This is a genomic window from Mycobacterium sp. BMJ-28 (genome assembly GCF_054404835.1).
Genome location: NZ_CM136783.1, coordinates 716548 through 742164, shown reverse-complemented (window position 1 = coordinate 742164; position 25617 = coordinate 716548). Strand labels below are relative to the sequence as shown.

General features: G+C 67.3%; 26 protein-coding genes and 4 tRNA genes. 12 read left to right on the top strand and 18 right to left on the bottom strand.

The features are described 5' to 3' along the window. The first annotated feature begins 75 nt into the window (after window positions 1–75). The gene (locus ACXPWS_RS03735; RefSeq protein WP_458711145.1) at window positions 76–432 is read left to right on the top strand and encodes a UBP-type zinc finger domain-containing protein; all 357 of its coding nucleotides are present in this window, start codon (window positions 76–78) and stop codon (window positions 430–432) included. Here the strand turns inward: ACXPWS_RS03735 and ACXPWS_RS03730 are convergent. Next, complete coding sequence (locus ACXPWS_RS03730; protein ID WP_458711144.1) at window positions 429–1994, bottom strand: phytoene desaturase family protein; 1566 nt, start codon at window positions 1992–1994, stop codon at window positions 429–431. The genes ACXPWS_RS03735 and ACXPWS_RS03730 overlap by 4 nt on opposite strands. A 46-nt stretch (window positions 1995–2040) precedes the next feature. Further along, window positions 2041–2640, bottom strand: a complete 600-nt coding sequence (locus tag ACXPWS_RS03725) for a TetR/AcrR family transcriptional regulator (RefSeq protein WP_458711143.1) — start codon at window positions 2638–2640, stop codon at window positions 2041–2043. A gap of 135 nt (window positions 2641–2775) precedes the next feature. Between ACXPWS_RS03725 and ACXPWS_RS03720 the strand changes: the two genes are divergently transcribed. Then, a complete protein-coding gene (locus ACXPWS_RS03720; protein ID WP_458711142.1) occupies window positions 2776–3255 on the top strand; it encodes an ester cyclase in 480 nt (159 codons plus the stop codon). Next, entirely contained in the window at window positions 3252–4022 is a 771-nt protein-coding gene (locus tag ACXPWS_RS03715) for an MBL fold metallo-hydrolase (protein WP_458711141.1), read from the top strand. Before ACXPWS_RS03720 ends, ACXPWS_RS03715 begins: the two co-directional genes overlap by 4 nt. Window positions 4023–4027: 5 nt before the next feature. On the opposite strand, the gene ACXPWS_RS03710 is transcribed toward ACXPWS_RS03715, so the two are convergent. The 3 genes from ACXPWS_RS03710 to ACXPWS_RS03700 form a co-directional block, all read right to left on the bottom strand. Next, window positions 4028–4876 carry an SDR family NAD(P)-dependent oxidoreductase gene (locus tag ACXPWS_RS03710; RefSeq protein WP_458711140.1) on the bottom strand — a complete coding sequence of 283 codons (849 nt, stop codon included), beginning with the start codon at window positions 4874–4876 and terminating at the stop codon, window positions 4028–4030. Continuing rightward, entirely contained in the window at window positions 4857–6203 is a 1347-nt protein-coding gene (locus tag ACXPWS_RS03705) for a cytochrome P450 (protein WP_458711139.1), read from the bottom strand. The genes ACXPWS_RS03710 and ACXPWS_RS03705 overlap by 20 nt, the downstream gene beginning before the upstream one ends. An 87-nt stretch (window positions 6204–6290) precedes the next feature. Then, window positions 6291–6887, bottom strand: coding sequence for a TetR/AcrR family transcriptional regulator (locus ACXPWS_RS03700; protein ID WP_458713402.1), 597 nt, complete (start codon window positions 6885–6887; stop codon window positions 6291–6293). A gap of 74 nt (window positions 6888–6961) precedes the next feature. Between ACXPWS_RS03700 and ACXPWS_RS03695 the strand changes: the two genes are divergently transcribed. From ACXPWS_RS03695 to ACXPWS_RS03680, 4 genes are all read left to right on the top strand, one after another. Continuing rightward, the gene (locus tag ACXPWS_RS03695) at window positions 6962–7891 is read left to right on the top strand and encodes a cytochrome c oxidase assembly protein (protein WP_458711138.1); all 930 of its coding nucleotides are present in this window, start codon (window positions 6962–6964) and stop codon (window positions 7889–7891) included. 6 nt (window positions 7892–7897) lie between these two features. Beyond that, window positions 7898–8749 (top strand): undecaprenyl-diphosphate phosphatase, encoded by an 852-nt coding sequence (locus ACXPWS_RS03690; RefSeq protein ID WP_458711137.1) that lies wholly within the window; start codon window positions 7898–7900, stop codon window positions 8747–8749. A 1-nt stretch (window position 8750) separates the two neighbouring features. After that, on the top strand, window positions 8751–10295 hold the full coding sequence (locus ACXPWS_RS03685; protein ID WP_458711136.1) for an LCP family protein: 1545 nt from the start codon (window positions 8751–8753) through the stop codon (window positions 10293–10295). A gap of 68 nt (window positions 10296–10363) precedes the next feature. Next, window positions 10364–11371, top strand: a complete 1008-nt coding sequence (locus ACXPWS_RS03680) for a VWA domain-containing protein (RefSeq protein ID WP_458711135.1) — start codon at window positions 10364–10366, stop codon at window positions 11369–11371. Window positions 11372–11383: 12 nt separating this feature from the next. Here ACXPWS_RS03680 and ACXPWS_RS03675 read toward each other — a convergent pair whose 3' ends face one another. Continuing rightward, on the bottom strand, window positions 11384–11647 hold the full coding sequence (locus ACXPWS_RS03675) for a hypothetical protein (protein ID WP_458711134.1): 264 nt from the start codon (window positions 11645–11647) through the stop codon (window positions 11384–11386). A gap of 571 nt (window positions 11648–12218) precedes the next feature. Here ACXPWS_RS03675 and ACXPWS_RS03670 point away from each other — a divergent pair. Further along, window positions 12219–13637 (top strand): amidase, encoded by a 1419-nt coding sequence (locus tag ACXPWS_RS03670; RefSeq protein WP_458711133.1) that lies wholly within the window; start codon window positions 12219–12221, stop codon window positions 13635–13637. On the opposite strand, the gene ACXPWS_RS03665 is transcribed toward ACXPWS_RS03670, so the two are convergent. From ACXPWS_RS03665 to ACXPWS_RS03635, 7 genes are read right to left on the bottom strand one after another with little or no spacing between them, the layout of a single operon-like run. Continuing rightward, on the bottom strand, window positions 13634–14608 hold the full coding sequence (locus ACXPWS_RS03665) for a phosphotransferase (protein ID WP_458711132.1): 975 nt from the start codon (window positions 14606–14608) through the stop codon (window positions 13634–13636). The two genes, ACXPWS_RS03670 and ACXPWS_RS03665, sit on opposite strands and share 4 nt — an antisense overlap. Then, on the bottom strand, window positions 14605–15549 hold the full coding sequence (locus ACXPWS_RS03660; RefSeq protein ID WP_458711131.1) for a phosphotransferase: 945 nt from the start codon (window positions 15547–15549) through the stop codon (window positions 14605–14607). The genes ACXPWS_RS03665 and ACXPWS_RS03660 overlap by 4 nt, the downstream gene beginning before the upstream one ends. A gap of 1 nt (window position 15550) precedes the next feature. Continuing rightward, a complete protein-coding gene (locus ACXPWS_RS03655) occupies window positions 15551–16963 on the bottom strand; it encodes an amidase (protein ID WP_458711130.1) in 1413 nt (470 codons plus the stop codon). Continuing rightward, on the bottom strand, window positions 16960–18207 hold the full coding sequence (locus tag ACXPWS_RS03650) for a M20 family metallo-hydrolase (RefSeq protein WP_458711129.1): 1248 nt from the start codon (window positions 18205–18207) through the stop codon (window positions 16960–16962). Before ACXPWS_RS03650 ends, ACXPWS_RS03655 begins: the two co-directional genes overlap by 4 nt. After that, window positions 18204–19760 (bottom strand): sodium:solute symporter family protein, encoded by a 1557-nt coding sequence (locus ACXPWS_RS03645; RefSeq protein ID WP_458711128.1) that lies wholly within the window; start codon window positions 19758–19760, stop codon window positions 18204–18206. The genes ACXPWS_RS03650 and ACXPWS_RS03645 overlap by 4 nt, the downstream gene beginning before the upstream one ends. Before the next feature lies 1 nt (window position 19761). Continuing rightward, window positions 19762–20040 (bottom strand): hypothetical protein, encoded by a 279-nt coding sequence (locus ACXPWS_RS03640; protein ID WP_458711127.1) that lies wholly within the window; start codon window positions 20038–20040, stop codon window positions 19762–19764. Next, a complete protein-coding gene (locus tag ACXPWS_RS03635) occupies window positions 20037–20828 on the bottom strand; it encodes an inositol monophosphatase family protein (protein WP_458711126.1) in 792 nt (263 codons plus the stop codon). Before ACXPWS_RS03635 ends, ACXPWS_RS03640 begins: the two co-directional genes overlap by 4 nt. A gap of 164 nt (window positions 20829–20992) precedes the next feature. Here ACXPWS_RS03635 and ACXPWS_RS03630 point away from each other — a divergent pair, with 164 nt between their 5' ends. Further along, window positions 20993–21766, top strand: a complete 774-nt coding sequence (locus ACXPWS_RS03630; protein ID WP_458711125.1) for a GntR family transcriptional regulator — start codon at window positions 20993–20995, stop codon at window positions 21764–21766. Window positions 21767–22135: 369 nt separating this feature from the next. Beyond that, on the top strand, window positions 22136–22282 hold the full coding sequence (locus ACXPWS_RS03625) for a helix-turn-helix domain-containing protein (protein WP_458713401.1): 147 nt from the start codon (window positions 22136–22138) through the stop codon (window positions 22280–22282). Between the two features lie 131 nt (window positions 22283–22413). On the opposite strand, the gene ACXPWS_RS03620 is transcribed toward ACXPWS_RS03625, so the two are convergent. The 3 genes from ACXPWS_RS03620 to ACXPWS_RS03610 all read right to left on the bottom strand — a co-directional run bounded on the left by ACXPWS_RS03620 (window position 22414) and on the right by ACXPWS_RS03610 (window position 22716). Continuing rightward, window positions 22414–22487, bottom strand: a tRNA-Phe gene (locus ACXPWS_RS03620). A 47-nt stretch (window positions 22488–22534) separates the two neighbouring features. Beyond that, window positions 22535–22608: transfer RNA gene (locus ACXPWS_RS03615), tRNA-Asp, on the bottom strand. A 35-nt stretch (window positions 22609–22643) separates the two neighbouring features. Beyond that, a tRNA-Glu gene (locus tag ACXPWS_RS03610) sits at window positions 22644–22716 on the bottom strand. Window positions 22717–22885: 169 nt separating this feature from the next. On the opposite strand from ACXPWS_RS03610, the gene ACXPWS_RS03605 reads away from it, so the two are divergent. Beyond that, window positions 22886–22961 (top strand) — tRNA-Lys (locus ACXPWS_RS03605). A gap of 148 nt (window positions 22962–23109) precedes the next feature. After that, complete coding sequence (locus ACXPWS_RS03600) at window positions 23110–24003, top strand: glycosyltransferase family 2 protein (RefSeq protein WP_458711124.1); 894 nt, start codon at window positions 23110–23112, stop codon at window positions 24001–24003. A gap of 7 nt (window positions 24004–24010) precedes the next feature. On the opposite strand, the gene ACXPWS_RS03595 is transcribed toward ACXPWS_RS03600, so the two are convergent. Both ACXPWS_RS03595 and ACXPWS_RS03590 read right to left on the bottom strand, forming a co-directional pair. Beyond that, window positions 24011–24373, bottom strand: coding sequence for a group I truncated hemoglobin (locus tag ACXPWS_RS03595; RefSeq protein WP_458711123.1), 363 nt, complete (start codon window positions 24371–24373; stop codon window positions 24011–24013). A gap of 106 nt (window positions 24374–24479) precedes the next feature. After that, on the bottom strand, window positions 24480–25613 hold the full coding sequence (locus tag ACXPWS_RS03590) for a serine/threonine-protein kinase (RefSeq protein WP_458711122.1): 1134 nt from the start codon (window positions 25611–25613) through the stop codon (window positions 24480–24482). Window positions 25614–25617 lie beyond the last annotated feature (4 nt).

Genomic DNA, 25617 nt, shown 5'->3' with positions numbered 1-25617 from the left:
TATGACAAGTTCAATTTTGCTCAAGCTGATTCCATCTCGTCGATGAAAACGCTTGCCGCCCAGTAAGCTCAAGACATGGCCTCTCCCCATCCGGAAGTCGACCCGCACGCCGCCCCCAGTGGTACCGGATGCGTGGAATGTGACGCGGCGGGCGGCTGGTGGGTGCACCTGCGGCGCTGTGCGGCGTGCGGACACATCGGCTGCTGCGATGACTCGTTGTCCCGGCACGCTCAGGCGCACTGGCGCAGCACCGGACATCCCGTCATCCGCAGCTTCGAGCCGGGCGAGGATTGGTTCTGGAACTACGACACCAACCAGTATTACGACGGCCCGGAATTGGCTGCCCCGCAAAGCCATCCGGCCGATCAGTCGGTTCCCGGTCCCCGCCAGCGGGTGCCCAAGGACTGGATGGCTCAGCTGCAGGAGCGCTAAGCCAGCACCGCCCGGGCCGCGTTGTATCCCGGGATGAAGGTGATTCCCGGTCCTCCGTGGCAGCCGGCACTGCCCAGGTACAGCCCCTCGACGGGGATCGGTTGGTCGACATAGCCCTGTGCGCCGGGCCGGTTGGGTCCCATCTGCTCGGGATGGATGAGCCCGTGGCAGTAGTCTCCGCCGGGCGCGCCGAACATGGTGCCCATATGCCGTGGGGTGAACGTGGTGTGCAGCGTGATGAGTTTCTCGAAATCCGGTGCGATCCGGGTGATCTTCTCGATGACGCGGCGACCCATCTCGGCCTTCATGGCACCATAGGACGCTTCGCTGTTCGCGGTGCTTGTTTCGATGGGGAACCACAGCGAGAACGCCGAAACCGCATGTTTGCCCGGTGGCGCGAGGTCGGGGTCGTGCACCGAGGGCATCTGCATGGCGATGGCCGGGTCGGCGGGCACGATGCCGCGCCTGGCGTCCTCCCATTGCTGTTGTAGCTCCTCGGGTGTGCTGAAAAGCCCGATGGCCGCCTGCATTTCAGGATCGTTGAGCATGCCGTAGGGGTCGGCGAAGGTGGGGATCCCGTCGAGTGCGAAATGCATCTGCAGGTAACTGCCACGGTGATCGATGCGCGCGAAGCGCTCCCGGACGTCCGGGGGGATCACGGCGGGGTCGATCAGACCGTTGACCGTGAGATCGGGTGCGATCCCGGAGACCACGACCGGTGCGGTGACGGTCGAGCCGTCGTCGAGCCGCACCCCGGTGACCGCCCCGTCGTCGACCAGAATCTGGGTCACCTTGGTCCGCAGCCGAAGTTCACCGCCCGCCTCGGTGAGCCGCCGGTGTAGGTGGGCGGTGAGCGTCCCGATGCCACCGCGCAGTTTCTTCATCAGCACGGCGTTCTCGTCGGGGATGGCCAGGCCGAAGGCCAGGGCGGCGGCACTGCCGGGGGAGGCCGGTCCGCGATAGGTGGTGTTGACGGCCAGGAAGGCCAGCATGCCGCGCAGCGCGCCGTGCTTCTCGCTATCCGGCAGGTAGCGGTCCAGCACGTCGGTCACCGAGCCGAACAGCATGTCGCTGACGGCGGCGCGCTCGAATTCGTTTGTGGCGCAGGCATACATCTCATCGATGGTGCGGGGCGGCCGGCCGGCGTCGAACCGTCCCAGCGCCCTGGTGGGGGCCTGGCTCCAGGCCATCAGCCCGGCCATCCCGTTGACGGCTTCGGCGCCGTGCACCTCGTTGAGATGGGTGAGTAGTTTCATCGGGTCGGTGTAGTAGACCACCGGGTCGTCACCGACCCCGCGCAGTGACACCGACATGACGTCGACGTCGACGGTGGGCAGCTCGTCGAGCCCCAGTTCGGCGCTGACCACCGCGGAGGTCGGGAACTGCAGCGAGCCCGCGATCTCGAACTTGTAGCCGTCGAAGAGTTCGACCGTCGAGGCCATACCGCCGGCGTAGAGCTTGGATTCCAGGCACAGCGTGCGCAGTCCGGCACCTTGCAACAGGGCGGCGGCCGCCAGGCCGTTATGGCCTGCGCCGATGACGATGGCGTCGAAGTCCGGCATGTACCGAGGCTGGCAGCCGGACAAAGTTTTGTCAATAATGACAAAACTAGGGAGGCAAGATGCCCGTCTCCAAGGAGTTCAGCGCGGCCCGGCACAACCGCGCCAACTCGGGTAAGGACCGCTCGCCGAGCATCCACACCTCCATCGCGCCGAACACCGCCGCGGCGATGCAGCGGGCCGCGACGGTCACCCGCAGCCGGGCGTCGGTGCCCGCCCGGGGCGGATAGTCCCGACGCAAATGTTCCTCGACAACCTCCGCGAAATCGGCTTCGACCTGGCGGATGTGCCGCACGATCCGGCCTGGGTCCAACTCCTCGGCACGCAGTGCGGCGATCTTGGTCACCGCTTCCACGTCGTACGGCGAGGCCAGGATGGCCGAGTGCACGGATTCCACGATGGATTCCCCCGCCGACCGTTCGGCCAGCGCCGCACGGAACCACTCCAGCCCGGCGTCGTAGTCGAAGAACAGCAGATCGTGCTTGGAGGAGAAGTGGCGATAGAAGGTCCGCAGCGACACTCCGGCGTCGCCGGCGATCTGCTCGGCCGAGGTGTCCTCGACCCCCTGAGCCAGAAACCGGACCAGAGCGGCCTGCCGCAGCGCTTCGCGAGTGCGCTCACTACGCGCCGTTTGCGCTGGCCGGACCATCATTTCAACGTACCGCAGTGCTCATCGGCCACCCCAGGTTGGCAAAGCGCACCCTTTGACAGTTCACCGAACGGGCTTTAACTTGTTAGTCAACAAGTTAGTCTGCGATGAACGCCCGCCCCGAAGGAGTTCGAGATGATTGACGACACGCTGCGGCAGCGCCGCCTGGCGCTCATCAAGGAACACATGGCCACCGAAGTCACCCACGAATTCGATCGCACGCTCGACACCTTCAGAAACGCTGCCGGCGGACATCCGCGCTACGAGATCATGGCCACCGGGCAGATCTTCGAAGGCGATGACGAGGTGATGGGCTACTACAAAACCACCCGGACCGCGTTTCCCGATCAGCGCCACGACAACGCGCGGTTCCACGTCGCCGACGATGCGGTGATCGTCGAGTTCGACCTGCTCGGCACCAACCTGGGTGAGTTCTACGGACTGCCGCCGACGGGCAAGGCGTTCCGGGTGCCGATCATCGCGGTGTTCTTCTTCGCCGACGACGGGGATGGCGACCGAATCATCAACGAGCGCATCTACTTCGATTCGGCCAGCCTGGTCACCCAGATCGGCCGTGCCGAGCTGCTCGCGTTGGCCGGGCAGGGCTCTGCGTGAAGGTCCATCACCTGAACTGCGGCAGCATGCGGCTGCCGACCTATCCGCTGGTGTGCCACGTACTCCTGGTCGAGGCCGATGACGGACTGGTGCTGGTCGATTCGGGCTTCGGCACCGGCGACTGCGCCGAGCCGCGCCGGGTGGGACCGGCCCGTCATCTGACCCGGCCCGCCTTGTCGCGCACCGAGACTGCTCTGCACCAGCTCCAGGAACTCGGTTACCGCGCCGCCGATGTGCGCCATATCGTGCTCACCCACTTCGACTCCGACCACATCGGCGGCATCGCCGACTTCCCGCTGGCCCGGATCCACACCACCGCCGCCGAGGCGCGCGCGGCGGTACACGCGCCGGCCCCGCGCGAACGCATCCGGTATCAACGGACCCAATGGGCGCACGACCCTCTGCTCGTCGAGCACGACCCCGACGGCGAGACCTGGCGCGGATTCGCCGCGGCCAAAGAGCTGCTCCCCGGCATCGTGCTGGTCGCACTTGCCGGGCATACCCGCGGCCACGCCTGCGTGGCGGTGGACGCCGGCCATCGCTGGGTACTCCACGCCGGTGACGCCTTCTACCACCACGGGACAGTCGAGGGCACGCCCGTGCCGGCGATGCTGAACCGGATGGAGGCCTTCGTCGCATTCGACCGGAAACGGGTGCGAGACAACCACGCCCGGCTGGCGGAGCTGGTCGGTCGCGGCGAACCCGACCTGATGGTGGTCAACGCGCACGACCCGGTTCTCTACGAACGGGCTTGCGCCACAGGGTGACGAGGTCAGCGCCGGCGCCGGCGGCGCAGCACCGATTCCGCCCGGCTCAGCACGTCGTAATAATGGGTCGGGGTGATCCGGGTGAGCACATCGAACACGTAGGCGTCGGGCCCTACCAGGACGCGGGCCTTACCGGCCTGCACGCCACGGTGGATGATCTCGGCCGCCTTGTCCGGCTCGGTCATGGTGAGCGCGGCGAATTCGGCCACCATCTGATCGTGGGTGCGGCCGCGTCCGTCGGGGTCGTCCCGGAACCGCGCATTGCGCACGATGTTGGTGTTGATGCCCCCGGGATGCACATTGACCGCCGACACGCCGGTGCCGCGCAACTCCTGGCGCAACGCATCGGTGAATCCGCGAACGGCGAATTTGGCTGAACAGTAAGCACTCTGGTTGGGCATGCCGGCCAGTCCGAACACGCTCGAGGTGTTCACGATGACGCCGAAATCCTGCCGTACCAGGGTGGGCAGGAAGGCCCGGGTGCCGTTGACGACGCCGTGGAAGTTGATATCCCACAACCAGTTGTCGTCCTCGGGGTCGGCATCGAGCACACGGGAAGCCACCGCTACGCCGGCATTGTTGAACACCGCGCCGATCGGCGCCGGCGCCCACTGCGCGACCTCGGCGGAGAAGTCACGCTGCGCCTGGGCGTCGGCGACATCGAGCACCTTGGCCAGCACCGGGCCGGACAGCGACGCCTCGGTCTCCTTGAGCCCCGCCTCGTCGATGTCGGAGAGCGCGACCGGGCAGCCGTGCGCCGAAAGGCGTTGGGCCAGCGCGCGCCCGATCCCGGATGCCGCGCCGCTGATGACGGCGGTACGGCCGCTGATGGTTCTACGCGTGGATGTGCGCACGTTGCTCCTCGTGGTGGTCGGTGGACGACGGTGGGCGCCGGAACACGACGGCCCGGCCACCGTCTGCCGGGGCGATCGCGACGCCGCGAGAATGCTGTCGCTCACCACGGGCGGTGGTGGTGCCGAATTCGAAGTCCTGCAGCAGGGTTCGCAGGGTGACCGTCATCTCCATGTTCGCGAAGGCAGCGCCGATGCAGCGCCGCACACCACCGCCGTACGGAACCCAAGCGTAGTTGTCGGGATGGGAACCCATGAACCTGTCCGGGTTGAATGTCTCGGGTTCGGCGAAATTCGCCGCCGATCCATGGGCCAGCCCGAAGCTCGCAATGACCGCGCAACCTTGTGGAATCACCCACTCCCCCAATCGGATTCGGGTTTCTGCGATGCGCGCGGTGAACTCCACCACCGGCCGGGTGCGCTGCACCTCCCAGATGACGGCTTGCCGCAGCTCTCCGTCGTCGTGCCGCAGCCGTTGCAGTATCGAGCCGTGCCGGCGCAGCCGTTCGATGGTCCATGCCAGCGACGTCGCGGTCGTCTCGTGGCCGGCGGCGAGCAGCGTGAGCAGTTCGTCGGCGACGTGGCCGTCGGCGATCGGCGCGCCGTCCTCGTAACGTGCGCCCAGCAGCAGTGCCAGCACGTCGCCGCGCTCGTCCAGGCGTGGGTCAGCCCGCGCCTGCGCGATCAGCGCCGCGATGATCTCGTCGTAACGCCGGCGGGCCCGTACCACCTTGCCCCACGGACTCCATGGGCCCAGATCGCGGCGCAGCGCCCGCGGCAGCACCGCCATCTTCGAGGCCAGCGGCACCATCGGCGGCAGCAGCTCGCGCAGTTCGTCGAAGGCGGACCCCTGGGCACCGAAAACGGTGCGCAGGATGATGTTCAGCGTGATGCGCATCATCGGTTCGAGCGTCTCGAACTCGACCCCCTCGGGCCAGGTTGCCGACTCGCGGCGGACCTCTTCGGCGACGATCGCCTCATAGGTGGACATCCGCTTGCCGTGAAACGGTGGTACCAGCAGCTTGCGACGTTCCCGGTGCTCGTCACCGTTGAGGCTGAACGTCGAACCGGGCCCGAGCACCGACCCCAGCGTGGTGGCACGGCTGAACAGGTCGGGACCCGCGGTGAACAGTTCCTTGATCAGCGTCCGGTCACTGATCACCACCGCCGTGCCGAACAACGGCACGTTCACCGTGAAGGCGCCGCCGTAGTGCCGGCCCGCGTTGCGCAGCACCCGCTGCCGTGCGGCCAGGAAGGCGATGCCCTGCACCGCCGCGGGTAGCGCAGGGCCGTCGGGCAGCCGGATCGGGTCGGTCGTGGTTTCGGCCATTTGGGCACATCCATCGTGTCGGTACTGCACTGTACCGATGACGGTACGCGCAAGTACCGCGCGCCACAAGGGTGGTGCCAGGACTTCTCAGGACAGCGGCGTGATGAGCGCGATGGTGGCCGCGACCGCCTCTTCGGTGAAATCGCTCATCCGGCCCCCGTTCTCCACGGTGGCGGCGGTCAGCTCGCGCAGCCCACCCAACAGCATGATCAGCCGCTGCCGCGAAATGGGGCCGATCCCCGCGGCCCGGAACACTTCACTGTCCACCAGCCCGTTCACCATGCCGACAAACTGCTCCATGGCATCGCGGGTGAGCTGGCGCCCGGCAACGCCGAGCGACGGGCCGTCCCGGATCCAGCTCAGCGTCAGGTCGGGCCGCGACTCGGCCGAGGCGATCCACGCCTCGATGGCCTGCCGGGCCTGCTGCTGCCACGGCGCCTGCGGATCGACCGCCGCCGCGATCTGCTGCACCTGCGCGGCGTTGGCCTCACCGAGCAAGCCCAGAAAACACTCCTCCTTACTGGAGAAATGCTCATAGAACGTGCGGCGCGAGGTCCGGGCCCGCCGCACGATGTCGGCGATCGTCGTCTTGGCATAGCCGATCTCGGCGATCGACTCTTCGAACGCCGTGAGCAGTCGCTGACGGAAGTCCGTCGCCGCGGCTTCGGTTGTCACCTGGTCCATCTCATATCGGGCAGTCATCGTACTGCCCGAGAACGCGCAGGTGGTGCACAGCGATCGCACGCATACTGGCCGCCATGTATCTGGCGGTGGCTCCGCTGACGCTGTCCACCGCGGTGACGTCGTGGACCGTCGACGTGACATCGGTCGCGCCGCTCGTGCTGGTGGGCGGCGCCTACGCATGGTGGTGCCGCCGGGCGGGCGGGGTGGGCAAGCCGCTGCCGTCGGCCAGGACGGCCTGCTTCTGGACCGGCATCGCGGCCTGGGCGTTGGCCACCATGAGCATGGTCGGGGTGTACGCGCCGGTGTTGTTCTGGGTGCGGGCACTGCAGGTGCTGTTGCTGTTGTTCGTGGTGCCGATGCTGCTGGCGCTCGGTACGCCGCTGACCGCGCTGCGCGACGCGGGCCACGCCGGACTGGTCGACAAGGTGCTCGCGAGCCGGATCGCCAAGGCGCTCGGCCACCCGGCCAGCACATCGCTATTCATGCTGGCCACACCGTGGCTGCTGTATCTCACGCCGTGGTACGTCGCCGCGCTGGAGATCCCTGCCGTCGCAGCCGTCACCCGAATCATGTTGGTGCTCATCGGGTTCGGATACTTCTACGCCCGAATCCAGGCCGATCCGGTACTACGGCGTTACCCGCAGATGCTGTCGTTGGTGATCAGCATCGCCGAGACGCTCGGCGACGGCCTGCTGGGCGTCGTGCTGTGGCTGGGGCCATTGATCGCGGCCGACTACTACCTGGCCGTGAACCGCACCTGGGGGCCCAGTCTGCGAGTGGACCAGTCGATCGGCGCCGGTGTGTTGTGGATCCTCGGCGATGTGCTCGGTCTGCCATTCCTGATGGTGCTGATGCGCGCGATGTCCACCGACGAGGCGGCGCACGCAGCGATCGCCGATGCCCAACTGGACGCCGAACTCGATGAGTCCGATACCCGTCCGGCGCTGTGGTGGGAAGCCGATCCGCAGTTGCGGGACCGATTCCGCCGCGGCACAACCGAATAGGCGAACATGCTGACCTACCTCCAGGCCGTGGTGATCGGCGCGCTGCAAGGCGTCACCGAACTGTTCCCGATCTCCAGCCTCGGCCACTCCGTGCTCGTCCCGGCCTGGCTCGGCGGGTCGTGGGGTGAGCTTGTGACACAAGGAAATTCCGGTGGACACACGCCCTACCTGGCTTTTGTGGTCGGGTTGCACGTCGCGACCGCGCTGGCCCTGCTGGTCTTCTACCGGCGGGACTGGGTCCGCATCGCCGGCGCCGTGGTGGCCTCGGTGCGCACCCGCCGCATCGACACGTCCGCGCAGCGGCTGGCATTGCTGCTGGTCATCGCCACCGTCCCGACCGGGCTGCTCGGGCTGGCCCTGGAACACCCGCTGCGCACCTTGTTCGCCACCCCGCTGGTGGCGGCGGCTTTCTTGACCCTCAACGGTGTGATTCTTGCCATAGCCGAGGTGCTGCGACGGCGGCGCCCGGGCACCCGTCCCCTCGATGATCTGAGCATGCTGGAGGCCGGCGGTATCGGCCTGGCGCAGAGCCTGGCACTGCTGGCCGGGATCAGCCGGTCCGGGGTCACCATGGTCGGCGGCCTGATCCGCGGACTGGACCATGAGGATGCCGCGAAGTTCGCATTCCTGCTGGCCACGCCCATCATCCTGGCTGCGGGAATGCTGAAGCTGCCGGAACTGGCGGGCCCGGCCGGCCACGGCGCGCTGGGCCAGGTACTCGCCGGCTCGGCCGTGGCGGCGGTGTCGGCCTACCTGTCGGTTCGTTTTCTGACGCGCTATTTCACGCACCGAACGTTGCTGCCGTTCGCCGTCTATTGCGTTATCGCCGGGCTCGTCTCGGTCGTACACTTCGCCTGATATGCCCGACGCCGCCCGGCACCGAATGCCCGAACCGCCTCGGCGCCGGCTCCGCTGGGCCCGCGTCGTCCTCGCCGTGTTCTCCACCGCACTGATCGCGGTGTCCGGGGCGGCGTGGTGGACCACCCGCGGCGTGCTCACCGGGTTCACCGTCTCGCACGCGCTGGCCGATTCCACCCACAACAGCGGCGGCCCGATCACCATCCTGCTGATCGGCCTGGACTCCCGAAAAGATCAGCACGGCAATGATCTGCCGCAGGAAGTCCTGGACCAGTTGCACGCCGGGGACTCCGAGACCGGCGGGTACAACACCAACACCCTGATCCTGGTGCACGTGGACGCGAACAACAAGGTCACCGCGTTCTCCATCCCCCGCGACGACTACGTCGACTTCCACCGGCTGCCCGGCTACACCAACATCAAAATCAAAGAGGCGTACGGGCTGACGAAGTTCTACACCGAGCAGCACCTGGCCGAACAGGGCACCGCCGATCAGGCGACCATGGAGACGGCCGGCCGCGAAGCCGGCCGTGCGGCCACCCTGGGCGCGGTGCGCAACCTCGTCGGCGTGCCCATCGACTACTTCGCCGAGATCAACCTGGCCGGCTTCTACGATCTGGCGTCCACCCTGGGTGGGATCGGCGTGTGCCTCAATCACGCTGTGCACGACGAATATTCGGGCGCGGACTTCCCCGCCGGCCACCAGACGCTCAACGCCGCACAGGCACTGGCTTTCGTGCGCCAGCGGCACGGCCTGGAGAACGGCGACCTGGACCGCACCCACCGCCAGCAGGCCTTCCTGGTGGCGGTGATGCGGCAGTTGCAGGAGTCCGGTGCGTTCACCGATATCGGCAAGCTCAACGAGCTGATGGCGATCGCGCACAAGGACATCGTGTTGTCCAGCGGATGGGACTCCGACCTGTTCCGCAGGCTCGGGGCGATCAGCGGCCCGGACGTCGTCTACAAGACGCTGCCGGTGGTGCGCTACGACACCCGAAACGGCCAGGACGTCAACATCATCGATCCCGACGCCATCAAGGCTCAGGTCCGCGAGGCCTTCTCCGACGGCAACCCGGTCACCACCGCCAAAGCCATCCCGACCAACCAGGTGCAGGTGATCGACGCCGACAGCAATTGGACGGCGTCCACCGTGGCGAGCGCCCTGACCAAGCGCGGGTTCCGGGTCGAGAAATCCGACATCACGCTGGAGAACAAGCCGACGCTGACCACCATCAGTTACGGCACCGGCGCCGGCGACGTCGCCCAGCAGCTCTCCGGACTGCTCGGTGACGTGGTGACGGTGAGCGACCCGGACCTGCCGGCCGGGCAGCTCCGCCTGGTGATCGGCAACGGTTATCTGGTGCCGTCCAAGCTCACCGCGGCGGAATCCGAGACCACCAGCACGACAACTACGACGACGTCGGCGTCCAAGACGGCCACCTCGACGCATACGCCGTGGTTCGGCACCGAAGAGGCCGCGGCGAGCGACCCGACTCCCGACCACGGTCTGCCGGTCAGCGGGGACCGCACACCGTGCGTCAACTGAAGGCCCACAGCGGGTTGACACTCGCTGCGGAGTCAGGCACCAGCCCGCGTCCTTAACCTGGGCCGACCATGACGCTGCCACTGCTGGGCCCGATCACGCTCGCCGGTTTCGCCCACGCCTGGTTCTTCCTGTTCGCGTTCGTCGCCGCGGCGGTGGCGGTGCTCTACCTGGTGATGCTGCGCAAGCGCCGGACCCGCGTGCTGCGGTTCGCCAATCTGCACATCCTGGACCAGGTTGCCCGGGCCCGCCCCGATCGCTGGCGGCACCTGTCGGCGGTGCTGCTGGTGGCCGCCCTGCTGCTGCTGACGTGCGCCCTGGCCGGTCCGACCCATGACGTGCGCATCCCCCGTGACCGGGCGGTGGTGATGCTGGTGATCGACGTGTCGGAGTCGATGCGCGCCACCGATGTGGCTCCCAGCCGGCTGGCGGCCGCCCAAGCCGCCGGCGAGAAGTTCGTCGACGAACTGACCCCCGGGATCAACCTCGGTCTGATCGCCTACGGCGGTACGGCCACCGTGCTGGTGGCGCCCACCACCAACCGCGCCGCGATGCGGCACGCCATCGATGGGCTCAAGCCGGAGGAGCGCACCGCCACCGGTGAGGCGATCTTGACCGCGCTGCAGGCGATCTCGACTGCCGACGGCCTCGTCGGGGGCGGGGACGGACCACCGCCGGCACGCATCGTGCTGGAGTCCGACGGCAAGGAGACGGTGCCGTCGGAGCCCGATCAGCCGCGCGGCGCGTTCACCGCCGCGCGCGCGGCCAAGGAGCAGGGGGTGCCGATCTCGACGATCTCGTTCGGCACGCCGGACGGGTACGTCGAACTCAACGGCATCCGCCAGCCGGTACCGGTGGACGACGCCACCTTGAAGAAGATCGCCGAGCTGACCGACGGGCAGATGTTCCACGCATCCAGCCTCACCGAGCTCAACGGGGTGTACGACAAGCTGCAGCAGCAGATCGGCTATCAGACGGTGCCGGGTGACGCCAGCGCGGCGTGGCTGCGGTTGGCGGTGCTGGTGACGGTGGCGTCCGCCGTGGCGGCGCTGACGCTGAACCGCAGACTGCCCGCCTGAGACGCAGGTCGGTCAGAACGTCGGGATGAAGGTGCCGTTGACCCAGACGCCCCAGTGGTTCCAGCCGGCATCCCACACCTGGGGGCTGCCGTTGGCCCAGACCGGCTCGACCGGCTTGGGTGGCGCCCACGCCGGGGGCGAGGCCACGGTGGGACCGGCCGGCGGGAGCGGAGGCGGCGGGACGGGCTCGGCGCTCGCGGTGGCCGCCATCACGGCCGGTCCGGCGAAAAGGGCTCCGGCGACGGCGGCGCCGACGAACACATTCTTCACATTCATTGCGCGATCCTCTCCAAGCGGGTTGTCTCCAAACACGCTGAACGGGTGATGAATACCGTTCTGGCGGGCTCGGCAAACGCGAGCGTGACGGACATCTCAAATGGCGTCACCCACGACGTTGGCGCCGATATCGGAACCGCCTCCTGAGGGGCCCCCGTCGCCGCGATACTCGGCGACGTACTCGCCTCCCGGGCGGCACGTTGGGCGGCGTACCTGGCGGAGCTCCTGCGCGGGTGTCAGATCGACCGGTGGGTCATCGAAGATTCGTCGCCGGAGGATGGCCGAATTGTGGCACGCCCGCAACCAAAATCCCTGCTGCACCGGGCGCGGCCTCACACTGACCCGCAGGCAGAACAACCCGAAGACCGGTACCAATTAGGTCGGAATGTGGATTCCTGTGAGATTTCTCCATCGCCAGAGCGCACCAGGCCATCGATCTGGAGCATATCGCCGCCGCCATCCGACGGGCCGGTGTACGCACAGCCTGACGATCCGGCAACGATAACGTAATCTGTTGTCGACCAGCTCTTTTCGTGCTGCGAAGGGGTGGCTCACGCCCTACGATGTCAGCATGCCCGACAACGAATTGTGCTGGACACCCGCGACCGAACTCGCCGACGCCGTCCGTACCGGCTCGATCACGGCCACCGAGATCGCGACCGCGTTCGCCGACCGCATCGAGTCGGTGAACCCCGGCCTGAACGCCTATATCCACTTCGACCGGGACCAGGTGCTGGCCGACGCCGCGGTACTGCACGAGGAGCTGGCCGGCGGAACGCCGCGCGGGCCCCTGCACGGTGTGCCGTTCTCCATCAAAGGCCTGACCACCATGGCCGGACTGCCGTTCGACTCTTCGCTCAAACCACTGGCGGGACATGTGGGTAGCCACGACGCCACCGTGGTGACGCGGTTGAAGGAGGCCGGCGGGCTGTTCCTGGGCAAGACCAACGCCCCGGAGTTCGGTTACTACGGCGGCACCGACAGTCACCTCTACGGTCCCACCCATAACCCGTGGAAGCACGGGCACACCGCGGGTGGATCCAGTGGCGGTGCGGCGGCGGCCGTCGCAGCGGGCCTGGGGCCATTGGCCGAAGGTGCCGACGGCGCCGGATCGGTGCGCATACCGGCGGCGATGTGCGGCGTGGTGGGCTTCAAACCGTCGCTGGGCCGCATCTCGCACACGCTCCTGGACGGCCGGCACTACACCCATATCTTCCACGGACCGATAACTCGCACCGTCGCCGATGCCGCGCTGATGTTCTCGGTGATGGCCGGGCCGTCGGACTCCGACCCGAACAGTGTGCCCGCCGACGGAATCGACTATGCGGCAGCCACCGCCGGTGACGTCACGGGGTGGCGGGTTGCCTGGTCGCCCGATCTCGGTCTGGGCCACGTCGACCCAGAAGTCGTGGCGGTGTGTGCAGAAGCGATGCGGGCCTTCGAATCTCTCGGCGCCACCGTCGAAGAGGCCACACCGGCATGGGGTAACCCGGAGGAGGCCATGTGGAAGGGACTGTGGGTTCCCGGGTATTCGTGTGAATACGACATCCTGGACTGGAAATCTCAGCAGGGGCATGTGGACGACAACCTGATCGAGATCTTCGAGCAGGCCGAAACCCTCACCGCAGTGGAAATCGGCCGAGCGGAGGCATTCCGCGGCCAGATGTGGGATACCTTCAGCGAATTCATGCGGACCTACGACATTCTGGTCAGCCCGACGCTGGCGACCCCCACATTTCCGCTGGAACGCTTCGCCCCGCAGTGGCTCGACGGGCAGTCGCTGCAACGCCAGCTCCTCGGCTGGCTGCTCACCTACCCGTACAACATGACCACCACACCCGCCATCACCGTGCCCGCGGGATTCACCGCCGATGGCCGGCCCGTCGGGCTGCAGATCGCCGGAGCGCACCGCGCCGATGCCGCCGTCCTGCGCGCCGCTGCCAATTACGAGGCGGCCCGGCCCTGGGCCGACTCCAGGCCGGCCGTCTAGAGCGACTTGAGCCAGAACGGCCAACGCGGGTCCGCCATCTTCAACCGAGCGCGCATCAGTTTCCAGCAGCCGTACTTGTGATAGTCGAAATCCCATACCGAATTCAACTGTTGGTTGACGCATGCCCAGAGACCCCATTTGGTGTCGGCCAGCGCTCCGCAGACCTGCACCCGCGCGAGCAGGCCGAAATCGCTGCGGCCGTAGAAGTCCTCGACGAGTTCGATGATCCGTTGCTCGGTATAGAACATCTCGGTGGTCAGCAACGCCAGCTCGTAGGCGCGCTCGTTGTTGGAGGCGAACTCGTAGTCGACGAGCTTCATCGGCCTGTCGTCGGCGACCAGGAAATTCCCAGGCATCGGATCGTTGTGGCAGGCAGCCAGATCCAGCCCGGAGGCAAGGAGCGCCGACTTGGCCACCTGGTACTCGCCGAGTATCAGCTCGGCATCCGCGGGCAGCCGCACCTCGAGCTCACCGACCTGAGCCAGGTGCTCGTCGATCATGTCGAACATCGTCTTGGTGACGCTGAGCAGCCCACCGTCGTGCAGCACCCGGTAGATGTCGATGATCTGGTGGGCGACGGCGACATCCTTGAAATCACCGTTGGTGCAGGCACGATAGCCTTCCAGGAACTCGATCACCTCGACACCGGTGTCGGCATCGAAATACACCAACTCCGCGCCGATCCCCTTCTCGCCGGCCCGTCGCGCGGCTTCGTTGGCCAGGACCCGATCGATGAACGTGTCGCTGCCGTCGCCGGGGATCTTGAGGAAGTAGCGGGTGTCGGTGCCTGCGACGGTGATGCGCCAGTTGCTGTTCTGCAGGCCACCGAGCACCGGGGCGTATTCGATGTGCTTGCCGCGCCAGATCTCGATCGCTGCCAACGCGGCTTCCACGCGCCGCTCGACGTCGTTGTGGGCGCTGCCGAGAGCCCGGTTACCGGTGGTGTCGCGTGTGGTCGGTGAGGCGGTCACAGGTTGTTCACCCGATCGTAGAAGGCGCTCTCGCCGAGGCCGATCCGCGCCCGCAGGAACTGCCAGTCGGAAAGCTTCGAGTATTCGAGGGTGCCCGGACGTGCGTGGTCCGCGTAGGCCCCGACCAGTCCCCAACGGACACAGTCGGCTACACCGTAGACCCGCGCGCGGTCGAACAGCGCTTGATCGAAACTGCCCCAGGCCGCCGCGAAGGCCTCACGCGCCGTCGAGTCGAACGGACGGACCTCGGCCAGCAGAACGCCGATATCCTGCAGCGGGTCCATCAGCGCCGCGACATCCCAGTCCACCAGCAACATCCGGCCGTCGTCGGCAAGCAGCACATTGGACACGTTGCCGTCACCGTGGCACGCCACCAGATCGAAACCGGCTGCCGCTATCCGCTTCTCGGCCATACCCAGCATGCGCAACATCCAGTCGAAGTCGGCCGGCAGGGTCACCCGGTTGGTCGTGGCGAGTTCGGTCAAGGTACGGATATCGTCGAAAACCGTGGCCGTGCGGGTTATCGCGCCGAATTCGTGTACTCGCGCCCGTAGCGCGATCAGCTGTTCCAGGCGGGCATCGTCGTCGAAGACATCCAGGGTCGCCGTCGAGGAGGTGTCGACCAGGTTCTCCAGGACCAGGATTCCCGCAGCGGGATCGACCGCGTACACCGCGGGGCCGACGCCGCGCAGGCCGGCCTCGGCCGCGGCGGCGAATGCGTGCGGTATGTCGATATAGGCATCCGCGTGGCCGATCATCGACTTCACGAAAGCGCTTGACGCCGAGCCGGACTCGTCGGCGCCGCGCACATCGAAACATTCGGAGTCGGCACCCCACCAACTCGGGCTGGCCATCGTGGGGGTGGGATCGGCCGTGACGGCGCCGGTGAACAGGCCCATGGCCCGCAACGGCAGCGCTATCGGGGGTGCGGTGGCGCTCATGTCAGTTACCTCCTCCGGTGGATACGGCCGCGGCGGGCGCAGGCCACACGATGGTGACGGGACGGTTCTGCTCAAGCCATTTCGTCAGTCGCAACACCTCGCGGTCAGCGAAGCGCGGGCCGATCACCTGGATACCGACCGGCATACCGGTACTCATACCGAAGCACAGCGCGCTGGCCGGCTGCGCGGTCTGGTTGAACCACGCGGTGAAACCGCAGTGCGCCAGCGGATATGCCGGGTCCAGACCGCAGTCCTCGGCGGCGAATCCCACCACCGGGATGACCGGTGCTATGACGTAGTCGAACGACGCGCAGGCGACCCGCATCCGCTCGGCCGAGCGGGCGACCGCCTCACCGTCGCGGGCGAAGTCGGTTGCGCGGTATCCGGTGCCGGGAGCGCACCACTGCCGGATCGCCTGATGCACCAGGGGCCGCAGATCGGCACGGATCGACTCGAGCTCGGTTGCCGCGCGCACCTGGAACAACCGGTCCAGGGCCGGGTAGGGGTCATCGGAGAACACCGGTGGCATCGCCGACAGCTCGGCGCCGGCGTCGCGCAACACCGCGGCCGCATCCTCAACCACCGCCAGCACCCGATCGTCGGCGCCGAAGCCGGCACCCAGCTCGGTGAGCACACCGATGCGAAGACCTTTGGGTGACAGAGCTTCCCGTGATTCCGGTGACGTCTCGGGTGCCAGGCTCCACAGGTCACGGGCGTCCGGCCGGCCCAGCACCTCGAACATGTCCATCACATCGTCGACGGTGCGACCCATCGGCCCGGCGGAGCGCATGGTCGACGGCGCGGTGTGCGGTATCCGGCCCTGAGTGGGTTTGAGAGCCACCAGGCCGCAGTGCCCGGCGGGCAGCCGGACCGACCCCGCGATATCACTGCCGACGGCGCCGAACCCGATACCGGCGGCAAGCGCGGCGCCGGCACCGGAGCTGGACCCACCGGTGCTGCGCGAGGTGTCCCACGGGTTGCGGGTGATGCCGTACAACGAGCTGACACCGGCGGCCATCATGCCGAAGTCGGGCATGGTGGTCTTACCGAGGATGACGGCACCGGCCTCTTTGAGCCGGGCAGCCGGCGGGGCGTCGACGCCTGCGTCGGGCAGGTCCGCATTGGCGGCACAACCGTGCCGCCACGGCATCCCGATCGCATGCACGCTGTCCTTGATGGTGACGGGTACGCCGTCCAACGGGCTCAGCGGTCTCCCGTCGGCCCAGCGTCGCGCCGAGGCCTGCGCTGCGGCGTGTGCACCGGCGGGGTCCAGGTAGGCGATGGCGTTGACGGCCGGATTGCGGGCTTCGACACGCGCCAGCGACAACTCCAGGACCTCTACCGGACTGATTGCACCGCTGCGGTATTCGCCGCGTAAGACATCGGCGTGGGCGTCCAGGATCGAATCGCTCATGTGCGTGCGGCCGCCTCGAGAGCTCCGGTCACCAGCTGCTGCGCGGTGGCCGTCAGCATGCGCAGGCCGGCCAGCAGATGAGCATCGGTGCTGTACTCGTACTCGTTGTGGGACACGCCGTCGACACTGGGCACGAACAGCATGACCGTCGGCACCAGCGACTTGAGATTCACCGAATCGTGCCCGGCCATCGTCGGCAGCGTCCGCCACCGCAGTCCGAGATCGTCGGCGACGCCACCGGCCAGGGCGATACCGGCCTCCTGATAGCGGGTGGAGGGTCGAAGGCTCGCCGATTCGATATCGACACGAACCTCGCCGGCCCCGGTGATCGCCGAAACCCGTTGCAGGAACGACCGGTGGGCGGCGTCGACGGTTCCGCCGTCGAGAGCGCGCAGATCCGCCGCCAGTCGGACCCGCGCCGGCACCACCACGGGCGAATTGGGCTCGACGGTAAAGCTGCCGACCGAGCCGAGCACCGTGTCGGGGCCGAACTCGTCGGCGACGGCTCGGACCGCCAGCACCACCTGGCTGGCACCCACCAGCGCGTCACGCCGGTAGCGCATATGCGTTGCGCCGGTGTGGGACTGCTCGCCGTGCACGGTGATGGCGTACTTGTAGGCCGCCCAGTTACCGGTCACCACCCCGATATCGAGACCCTCGTCTACCAGCGTGCGGCCCTGCTCGATGTGGATCTCGGCGAAGACGCCGGCCTGCAGCGGGGCATCACCGCCGTGGAAACCGATGGATGTCAACGCGTCCCGTACCGTGACGCCGTCCTTTCCGGCGGTGTCGAGGACGGCGTCGGCGGTCAGCTTGCCGGTGTACACCGCGCTGCCCATCAGGCTCGGCGAGAAGCGCGAGCCCTCCTCGTTGAACCAGTTCACCGCCGCGACGTTGAAGCGGGCGCCCTCGGGCCGGCTCGCGGCGGCGGCGGCCGCATAGGCCCCGGCCAGTACCCCGTAGGCGCCGTCGAAACGACCCGATGTCGGTTGACTGTCGAGATGGGAGCCGAGCAGGATATACGGCGCGCCCGCGACGATCTCGGCGCAGCCGTACATGTTGCCGACGGCATCGACACGGCAATCCAGCCCGTGTTCGATGAACCAGTCGCGCAACCACTCTCGGGCCCGCCCGTCGGCGGCGGTGGCGGCTTCGCGGTCCACCCCGCCTGCCGCGGTCGCGCCTATCGCCGACAGAGCGGCGAAATCGGCGAGAAACCCGGAGTCGGTCAGGCCTGAGGTCATCGGGTCTCTTCGGCCAGCTCGTGCACCTGGTCGTCCAGCGATGCCGGCGCGGTGGGCGCCGCGATCCGCATCTTGGTCTTGGCGGCTTCGAACATCTCGTTGACCCGGGCCTTGTCGACATCGTCGGTGCCGATCAGCGCGGCGGCGGCGAGGAAGACCGCCAGGTTGACCACCAAGCCGACGATACCGCCGGTCAAGCTGCCCAGCCAGCGCACGTCGTCGGGGTAGATCCAGGTCATGACCATCGCGACCAGGAAGCCCGAGAGCATTCCGGCGACCGCGCCCTGCTTGTTACCGCCCCGCCAGAAGATGCCCAGGAACAGCGGCACCGCCAGCTGGATCACGCCTTGATAGGAGATCTGGGCCAGCAACTGCAGGCGGGTCATGTTGAACGTGGCGTAGGCGACGACACCCGCGGCGATCATGAAGACCAGCATCGAGGTCTTGGCGACCTGGGTCAGCCGCTTATCCGACAGCGGCCGCTTGGTCGTGTTGACCAGGTCGTTGGCGATCTGCAGACCGCACACTTGCACGCTGCCGTCGATGTGGCCCATGGAGGCCGCGAAGACGATGGTGATACCGAGGCCGAGCAGCCAGGTACCGCCGTAGTCACTCATGATGGTGAACCAACCGGCCTGCGGGGTCGCGGCGACGTCGGGCATCACCGTCGCGGCGATACCTACCAACATCAGCAGTGTGTAGAAGACACCGGAGATCAGCACCGTGCATAAGGTGCCCGATTTCACCGACCGCACACTGGAGGCGGTGTAGATGCGCTGGAAACTCGTCGGCCAGCACAGTGATCCGATGACGCCGGTGAAGATCAGGGCGAAGATGTAGAGCGGTCCGTACTTGTCGCCGTCGCCGGGCAGCACCAGGTACTGGTGTGCGACATCGTCGAGGTTGGCAATGCTGATCGGACCACCGGCGATACCGGAGAGCAGAACAACGCACACCACTGCCGAGAACACGTAGGCCACGGTGCCCTGGAAGGCGTCGGTCATGATCAGACCGCGCATACCCATCCGGACGGTCCAGTACTGCCGGATCAGGATCACGGCCAGCCCGACGATCAGGCAGGTGGTGACCGACCAGGCGCCGTCGCTGGCGAGCTCGAAGACCGTTCCGAGGGCCTGCATCCCCAGGACCACCCAGGGGAACAGGGACACGATGCCGATGACGCTGGCGATGATGCGCACCGCCGGTGAGTCGAAGCGCTTGCCGAGCAGGTCGGGTTGGGACCGCAGGTCGTATTTCTTGCCCCAGCGCCATGCGCGAGTTGCCATGAAGTACATCATCGCCACACCCAGGCTGGAGTACGCCAAGCCGTAGAGGCCGAACACCCCGGCACCGGTGGCCAATCCGAAGAAGGCGATGAAGGTCGACCCGGGCCACCATGAGTTGACATAGCTCATGGCGACATACCACGGACCGTAACTGCGACCGCCGACGGCGTACTCGTCGAACGTCGGTGATGTCTTCTGTTGGGTCACATAGAGAATGGCGATCACGATGGCGTAGAACACAGCCAGCAGCGTGAGCATGATCCACATGTCAGCCTCCGAGAGTTTCTGCGAGTGGTTCCAGCGAGTCGTCGTCGAGTTCGCCGCGAATGCCTTCGACGATGTAGAAAGCCGCCAAGGTCAGCCCGAGCACGAGGGCGTCGATGATCCAGTACATGACCGCGAACGGAATGCCGAGTACCACGGCGCTGCTACCGCTGCCCCACAGGTAGAGCGGCGGAAAGATGGCGAACAGTAGCGCGACGGCATAGAGGGTGCCGAAGAATATGACGATCGACCGGCGGCTGAGCCCGCGGATGAAGTCTTTCACGATGGAATTCCTTGTCGCTCGGGGGTTTCGGATCCCACATGGGACAACAGCGTGTCGTGGAGGAGACCGTTGCTGGCGATTCCGTTGCCGGCGTCGAATACCCGTCGACTGTCCAGGCTGGTGAAGCGGCCGCCGGCTTCCTCGATGATGACCGGCATCGGTGCCAGGTCATAGGGTTGCGCTCGGTAGTCCACCACGGCGTCGGCCTGTCCGCAGGCCACCATCGCGTATCCGAACGCGTCGCCCCAGGTGCGCAGCACGGCACCCTGGGTGTGCAGGCCGTCGACGATCTCGGGATCCCAGTCCTCCAGCCAGGTGGCCATCACGTACGCGCCGTCGAGGGCGTCGTGACGCGAAACCCGGGCCGGCGCGCCGTTTCGCCAGCACCCGCCACCGCGCTCGGCGTGCACCAGGGTGTCGGCGCTGGGCAGGTTGATCAGCCCGAAGACGATCTCGTCATGCTCCTGGACGGCGATGAGATTGGCATACAGCGGTACGCCGCGGATGAAGGATTTGGTTCCGTCGATCGGGTCGACGATCCACCGATACACCGAGGTGCCTTGGGTGTCGGGGTATTCCTCGCCGGTGAAACTGTCCGCGGGAAACGCCTCGGCCACCGCCTCGCGCATCGCCAACTCGATCTCCCGATCGGCCCGGGTGACCGGCGATCCATCGGTCTTGGCCTGGACCGATAGGTCCGGCGTGGCGAAGTACCGGCGGGAGATCCCGCCCGCGACCTCGGCCAGCTCAAGGGCGAGCCGGACACGATCAGCACGGTTGTCGCTCACACGTAACACCCTTGGGACGAACCATTTCTGGTTCATCGGGCCACCTGTAAACGTTGCGTAACACATCCGACGCGGATCTTTACACCGCGAACACGCGGACACGACACGCCCGGGCTAGCGTGACATGACGGTCTCCGCGCGGGTAACACAGGAAGGGGTACGTCATGCTCGTGCACGAGCAAGCGCAGCAGGCCCTTCGTAGGCTGACCGACGAACTCGCCGAGCGCGGCGAGCACCGGTTGCCGACCGAACGCGCGCTCGCCGAACGCCTGGGGATGTCGCGGACCACGGTGCGCCGGGCGCTTGATCTGCTCGAACGCGAGCACCGGATTCGCCGGGTCAAGGGCCGCGCCGGCGGCGCCTACCTGACCGACGTCACCCAACGCGACGCGTCACCGCAGGCGGCCCGGCCGTTCTGCCAGTCACACAGCATCGTGCGCAGCTTGAACACCGTGAAAGGAATCCCGGAGATCCTGCACGATCAGGGCTTCCGGGACGGCACTACCGTCATCCGGGCCGGATTGGTGGCGGCGCCGGCGCCGGTCAGTTCGGCCCTAGGGGTCGCCGACGGCGAGGCGGTGGTGTCGCTGCTGCGGCTGCGGCATGCCGACGGGGAGACGCTATCCCTGGAGCAGATGTACCTGCGGCCCGAGTTGGCCGGCGTGCTGCGCACCGGGATGACCTCGGTCTACCGCACATTGCGCGCGCAGTTCGGGGTGCAGATCTGTGTCGCCGACGAGTCCATCGAGGTGGCCAGCGTCTCCAGTGCAGAAGGGAAGTTGCTCGGGCGGCCCGCCGGCACGCCGGTCCTGAAACTGGAACGCCGGGGTTTCGACCAGCGCGGCCGTGCCTTCGAGTACTCCGTCGACCTGTTCCGCGCCGACCGCACCCGCCTGCACGTGCGGACACAATCGCCGGTGACCGCGCACGCTATGTGATGCTGTCGAACGGGACATGCGGGACACCTTTCACCCCAGTGGTTTTCGAAGGGCTCATGGCGCTGACGTACGTCGAGAAGTCGCCCAGCGTCGAACCACCTGGCGGGTTGCCGCGCACCCGCGGCTGGTTCGCCTCGATCCAAGCAACGAGGTGACGCCATGGTGATGAACTGCCTCGGTTCTCGTCCATGGCCGAACGCGTGCACACAGTGCTCCTCGAGGCCCTGCGCGCCGGGCAGGCAGACATCGATCGCGTGTCCCGCCGCCTGGCGGTGAGCGCGCGCACGCTACAGCGCCAACTCCAAGCGGAGGGCGCCGGCGTCCAAGCCGTGCTGAGTCGTACCCGGGAAAGTCTCTCCCCACCACTACCTGACGATCGGAGACATCAGCGTTGCGCAGATCGCCCTGCTGCTCGGCTACAAGGACACCAGCTCCTTCTACCGCGCCTACCGCGGATGGACCGGTACCACACCCGACGCAACCCGCCTCGGCACCAAGGCGGACGCCACCCAGTGACCGCGAATGTGACACGAACGGTGTCACATTCGAGAGCCGCCCGGAGAATAAGCAATCCGACGTGTCCCATCGGACCGATCGGGACTGCCCCGGAACGCGGAAAACCACCCGCTACCAGGTGGTTTTCTAAGTGGCCAGGGCCGGGATCGAACCGGCGACCTTCCGCTTTTCAGGCGGACGCTCGTACCAACTGAGCTACCTGGCCGGAAGGCGCCGGTCTTTCGACCGGGCAAACCTTACGCCGCAATACTGCGACCCTGACGGGACTCGAACCCGCGACCTCCGCCGTGACAGGGCGGCGCGCTAACCAACTGCGCCACAGGGCCTTGCTTTCCTGCGTGCTCCGCGTTTCCGCGTTGCGTACCCCCAACGGGATTCGAACCCGTGCTACCGCCGTGAAAGGGCGGCGTCCTAGGCCACTAGACGATGGGGGCCTAATCCGAATTCCTCCGGGGTACTCGCAACTACGTTCCGTTGGGAGCTTCGATAGCTTAGGACACCGCCGCCGGAAATCCCAAACGGGATCCTCCTTCCTGGGTCAGCCCCGCCGCCGGGCGACCTGGCGTCGGCCTCCGGCCCGCAGGCAGTATTCTGTTGCTCCACGCCCCTATAGCTCAGTCGGTAGAGCTACGGACTTTTAATCCGCAGGTCCCAGGTTCGAGCCCTGGTGGGGGCACCACGCAGCGGTCAACCGCGCCAACGTTCGGCTCGCCGCTTCGATCCACGGGCAGCGCACGGCAGATTGCGGACCCCATCCCGCTGAAAATTTGCTGGAATTGGTCCGCAACGCCAACACGACGGCCGCCGCCTAGTTAGAGTTCTGTCCCATGGCCGACAGTGACGATTGCCCCGGTGGCGTCGATATCAGCGTCGTCATTCCGTGCCGCAACGGAGCGCCATTCCTGCGCAAGCAACTCGATGCTGTTCTGTCGCAACGTACTAACGCTGTGTTCGAGGTGGTCGTCGCCGACAATGGATCCACCGACGACACCGTCGATGCCATCCGTTCGTATGACGATCCGCGGGTTCGGCTCGTCGACGCCGGGGGGCGGATCGGCGCGAACTTCGCGCGTAACGTCGGTGTTGCTGCGGCCCGCGGTGGGGTGATCCTGTTGACCGACGCCGACGACGTCGTGCAGGGCGGTTGGATCGAGGCGTATCGGGTCGCGTTCCGCAACGGCGTGCAGGCCGCAGGCGGTGGCCTGGACCGGGTGCTGGATGGCGGCCGGGTGCTGGCACGGGAACGCCGGCTGTACCGGGCGACCATCGGCAGCATCTCCTTCGCCAACGGCACCAATTGCGTATTCACCCGCGCGGTGTTCGACGCGGTGGGCGGCTTCGACGAGACGTTCAAGGGCGGGGCCGACGAGGTCGACTTCTTCTGGCGTATCGCCGATGCCGGCTACGCCCTCGAGCTGGTCACCGATGCGGTCGTGTGCAAGCTGCAGCGGGCCGACCTGGGCGAGGCGTTCCAGCAGTATTTCAATTTCGGCCGCGGTGAAGCCCAACTGGTGCACAAGTTCCGCCCACGACTACTGGTGATCGCCACCGGTATCGCGATGGTGCAGGCCGTTCTCTGGGCGACGATCCGCGCGACCATCTCGCGTGTCGTGCCCGCCAGCCACCGGAAGGCCGCCTGCGCCCTCGCCTGGAATCTGGGCCTGTGGTCGGAAGGAGTGCGGTTGCTGGAGAAGTCCCCGGCCACCGCCGAGGCGCGCTGACCGTCGGTCACGCGCTGCGTGCGGTGGCGATCTCGTCGGCCAGCGGGGCGACCGCGCCGATGATCTGAGCCACCAGCTCCTCGGGCACGCCGGCCGCGGCCAGGCTGTCGGACAGATGCCCGGCCACCAGGTCGAAGTGGTGCCTGGTGATACCGCGGCCCTGATGGACCTGCCGCATCGGCGCCCCGGTGTAGGGGTCGGGGCCACCGAGCGCGGCGCCGAAGAACTCCGCCTGTTTGCCCTTGAGCCGGGCCATGTTCGTACCGGTGAAGAAGCCCGCCAGCTCGTCATCGGCGAGCACGCGGACGTAGAAATCCTCGACGACGGCCTCGATCGCCGCGGCGCCGCCGATCTGTGCGTAAATGCTCATACCTCAAGGACACCGCGCCGCGATTGCCCGGAAATGTCACGCACGTACCCACTGCGCTACAGGGATCTCACACTGCGGTCATCGGCAGCCCCGCGCGGGTCGCATCTCAGCCTTCGTGTTTGGGCTTGTGCCCGTTGCCATTTCCCTTCCCGTTCCCGGGTCCCTTGGGCGGGGCCTGCTGATCGGTGGGGACGGGGGCGATCGACGTCGGCGGCGGCACCGCCGAGGTGGGCGGCGCCGGCTCGGAGGTGGCCGTACCGGCCGGCTGCGGCGGGACCGGCCGCGACGCGGAATCGATGACGAAGGCCAGCACGGCCAGCACCACTACGACGATCGCGGCGACGGCCACGACCACGGGTCTGCGCCGCCCGCGGCGCACCGGCACCAGCATCGTCGCCGGATCGGGCAGCGGGCTGTACAACACCCTCGTCGGTGGGCGCACCGGCGGCCCGCCCGGTAGCGCGGCACGCATCTCGGCGGCGCTGGCGAACCCCAGCGCCAGCGCCCGCTCGATGACGCCCACCAGCGCGGGGTCGGCGTCGGGCCGCACGGCCGCCAGCGGCGCGCGCCGGCCCTCGGCGATGGCGGACGCGAGTTCGACCAGGTTCTCCTGCGGATAGAGCCGCCGTCCGCACAGCGCCTCATGGCCTATCACGCCCACCGCGTACAGGTCGTCGGCCACCGTGGCCGGCCGCCCCGCGATCCGGCCCGCGGACAGATACGCCATGGTGCCGAACACCTGCCCGGTCATGGTGTCGGCAGAGCCGGCGCTCTTGGCGATGCCGAAGTCGGCCACCTTGGCCGACCCGTCCTCGGTCAGCAGGATGTTCGCCGGCTTGATGTCGCGGTGCAGCACACCCGCCCCGTGCGCGCACGACAACGCCGACAGCACCTGGTCGAGCAGGATGCGCACCTGTTGCTCGGGGAGCGGGCCGTGGACCAGGGCGTCGGCCAGCGTGCGGCCGGACAGTTGTTCCATGACCAGATAGGGCGTCCCCCGGTATTCGCCGAAGTCGTGCACCGCGACCACGTGGGGATGACTCAGCCCGGCCGCCGCCCGGGCTTCGGCCTCGAAGCGCCTGCGACTGTCCGGCTCGGCGCACAAGGGCGGATACAGCAGTTTGATCGCCACCGGGCGACCGAGCGTGACATCCCAGCCGGCGCGGATTTCGGCCATACCGCCGCGGCCCAGCACCGCCCGCAATTCATATCGGCCGCCGAGAAGTTCCGGCCCGTGCATGCCC

Bases quoted from the DNA above. Each gene is read 5' to 3' on its own strand.
- ACXPWS_RS03700 (WP_458713402.1), bottom strand. From the start codon at position 6,887: ATGGACCAGGTGACAACCGAAGCCGCGGCGACGGACTTCCGTCAGCGA.
- ACXPWS_RS03725 (WP_458711143.1), bottom strand. From the start codon at position 2,640: ATGGTCCGGCCAGCGCAAACGGCGCGTAGTGAGCGCACTCGCGAAGCG.
- ACXPWS_RS03695 (WP_458711138.1), top strand. From the start codon at position 6,962: ATGTATCTGGCGGTGGCTCCGCTGACGCTGTCCACCGCGGTGACGTCG.
- ACXPWS_RS03630 (WP_458711125.1), top strand. From the start codon at position 20,993: ATGCTCGTGCACGAGCAAGCGCAGCAGGCCCTTCGTAGGCTGACCGAC.
- ACXPWS_RS03705 (WP_458711139.1), bottom strand. From the start codon at position 6,203: ATGGCCGAAACCACGACCGACCCGATCCGGCTGCCCGACGGCCCTGCG.
- ACXPWS_RS03680 (WP_458711135.1), top strand. From the start codon at position 10,364: ATGACGCTGCCACTGCTGGGCCCGATCACGCTCGCCGGTTTCGCCCAC.
- ACXPWS_RS03660 (WP_458711131.1), bottom strand. From the start codon at position 15,549: ATGAGCGCCACCGCACCCCCGATAGCGCTGCCGTTGCGGGCCATGGGC.
- ACXPWS_RS03645 (WP_458711128.1), bottom strand. From the start codon at position 19,760: ATGTGGATCATGCTCACGCTGCTGGCTGTGTTCTACGCCATCGTGATC.
- ACXPWS_RS03675 (WP_458711134.1), bottom strand. From the start codon at position 11,647: ATGAATGTGAAGAATGTGTTCGTCGGCGCCGCCGTCGCCGGAGCCCTT.
- ACXPWS_RS03670 (WP_458711133.1), top strand. From the start codon at position 12,219: ATGCCCGACAACGAATTGTGCTGGACACCCGCGACCGAACTCGCCGAC.
- ACXPWS_RS03685 (WP_458711136.1), top strand. From the start codon at position 8,751: ATGCCCGACGCCGCCCGGCACCGAATGCCCGAACCGCCTCGGCGCCGG.
- ACXPWS_RS03595 (WP_458711123.1), bottom strand. From the start codon at position 24,373: ATGAGCATTTACGCACAGATCGGCGGCGCCGCGGCGATCGAGGCCGTC.
- ACXPWS_RS03655 (WP_458711130.1), bottom strand. From the start codon at position 16,963: ATGAGCGATTCGATCCTGGACGCCCACGCCGATGTCTTACGCGGCGAA.
- ACXPWS_RS03730 (WP_458711144.1), bottom strand. From the start codon at position 1,994: ATGCCGGACTTCGACGCCATCGTCATCGGCGCAGGCCATAACGGCCTG.
- ACXPWS_RS03600 (WP_458711124.1), top strand. From the start codon at position 23,110: ATGGCCGACAGTGACGATTGCCCCGGTGGCGTCGATATCAGCGTCGTC.
- ACXPWS_RS03720 (WP_458711142.1), top strand. From the start codon at position 2,776: ATGATTGACGACACGCTGCGGCAGCGCCGCCTGGCGCTCATCAAGGAA.
- ACXPWS_RS03735 (WP_458711145.1), top strand. From the start codon at position 76: ATGGCCTCTCCCCATCCGGAAGTCGACCCGCACGCCGCCCCCAGTGGT.
- ACXPWS_RS03650 (WP_458711129.1), bottom strand. From the start codon at position 18,207: ATGACCTCAGGCCTGACCGACTCCGGGTTTCTCGCCGATTTCGCCGCT.
- ACXPWS_RS03690 (WP_458711137.1), top strand. From the start codon at position 7,898: ATGCTGACCTACCTCCAGGCCGTGGTGATCGGCGCGCTGCAAGGCGTC.
- ACXPWS_RS03590 (WP_458711122.1), bottom strand. From the start codon at position 25,613: ATGCACGGGCCGGAACTTCTCGGCGGCCGATATGAATTGCGGGCGGTG.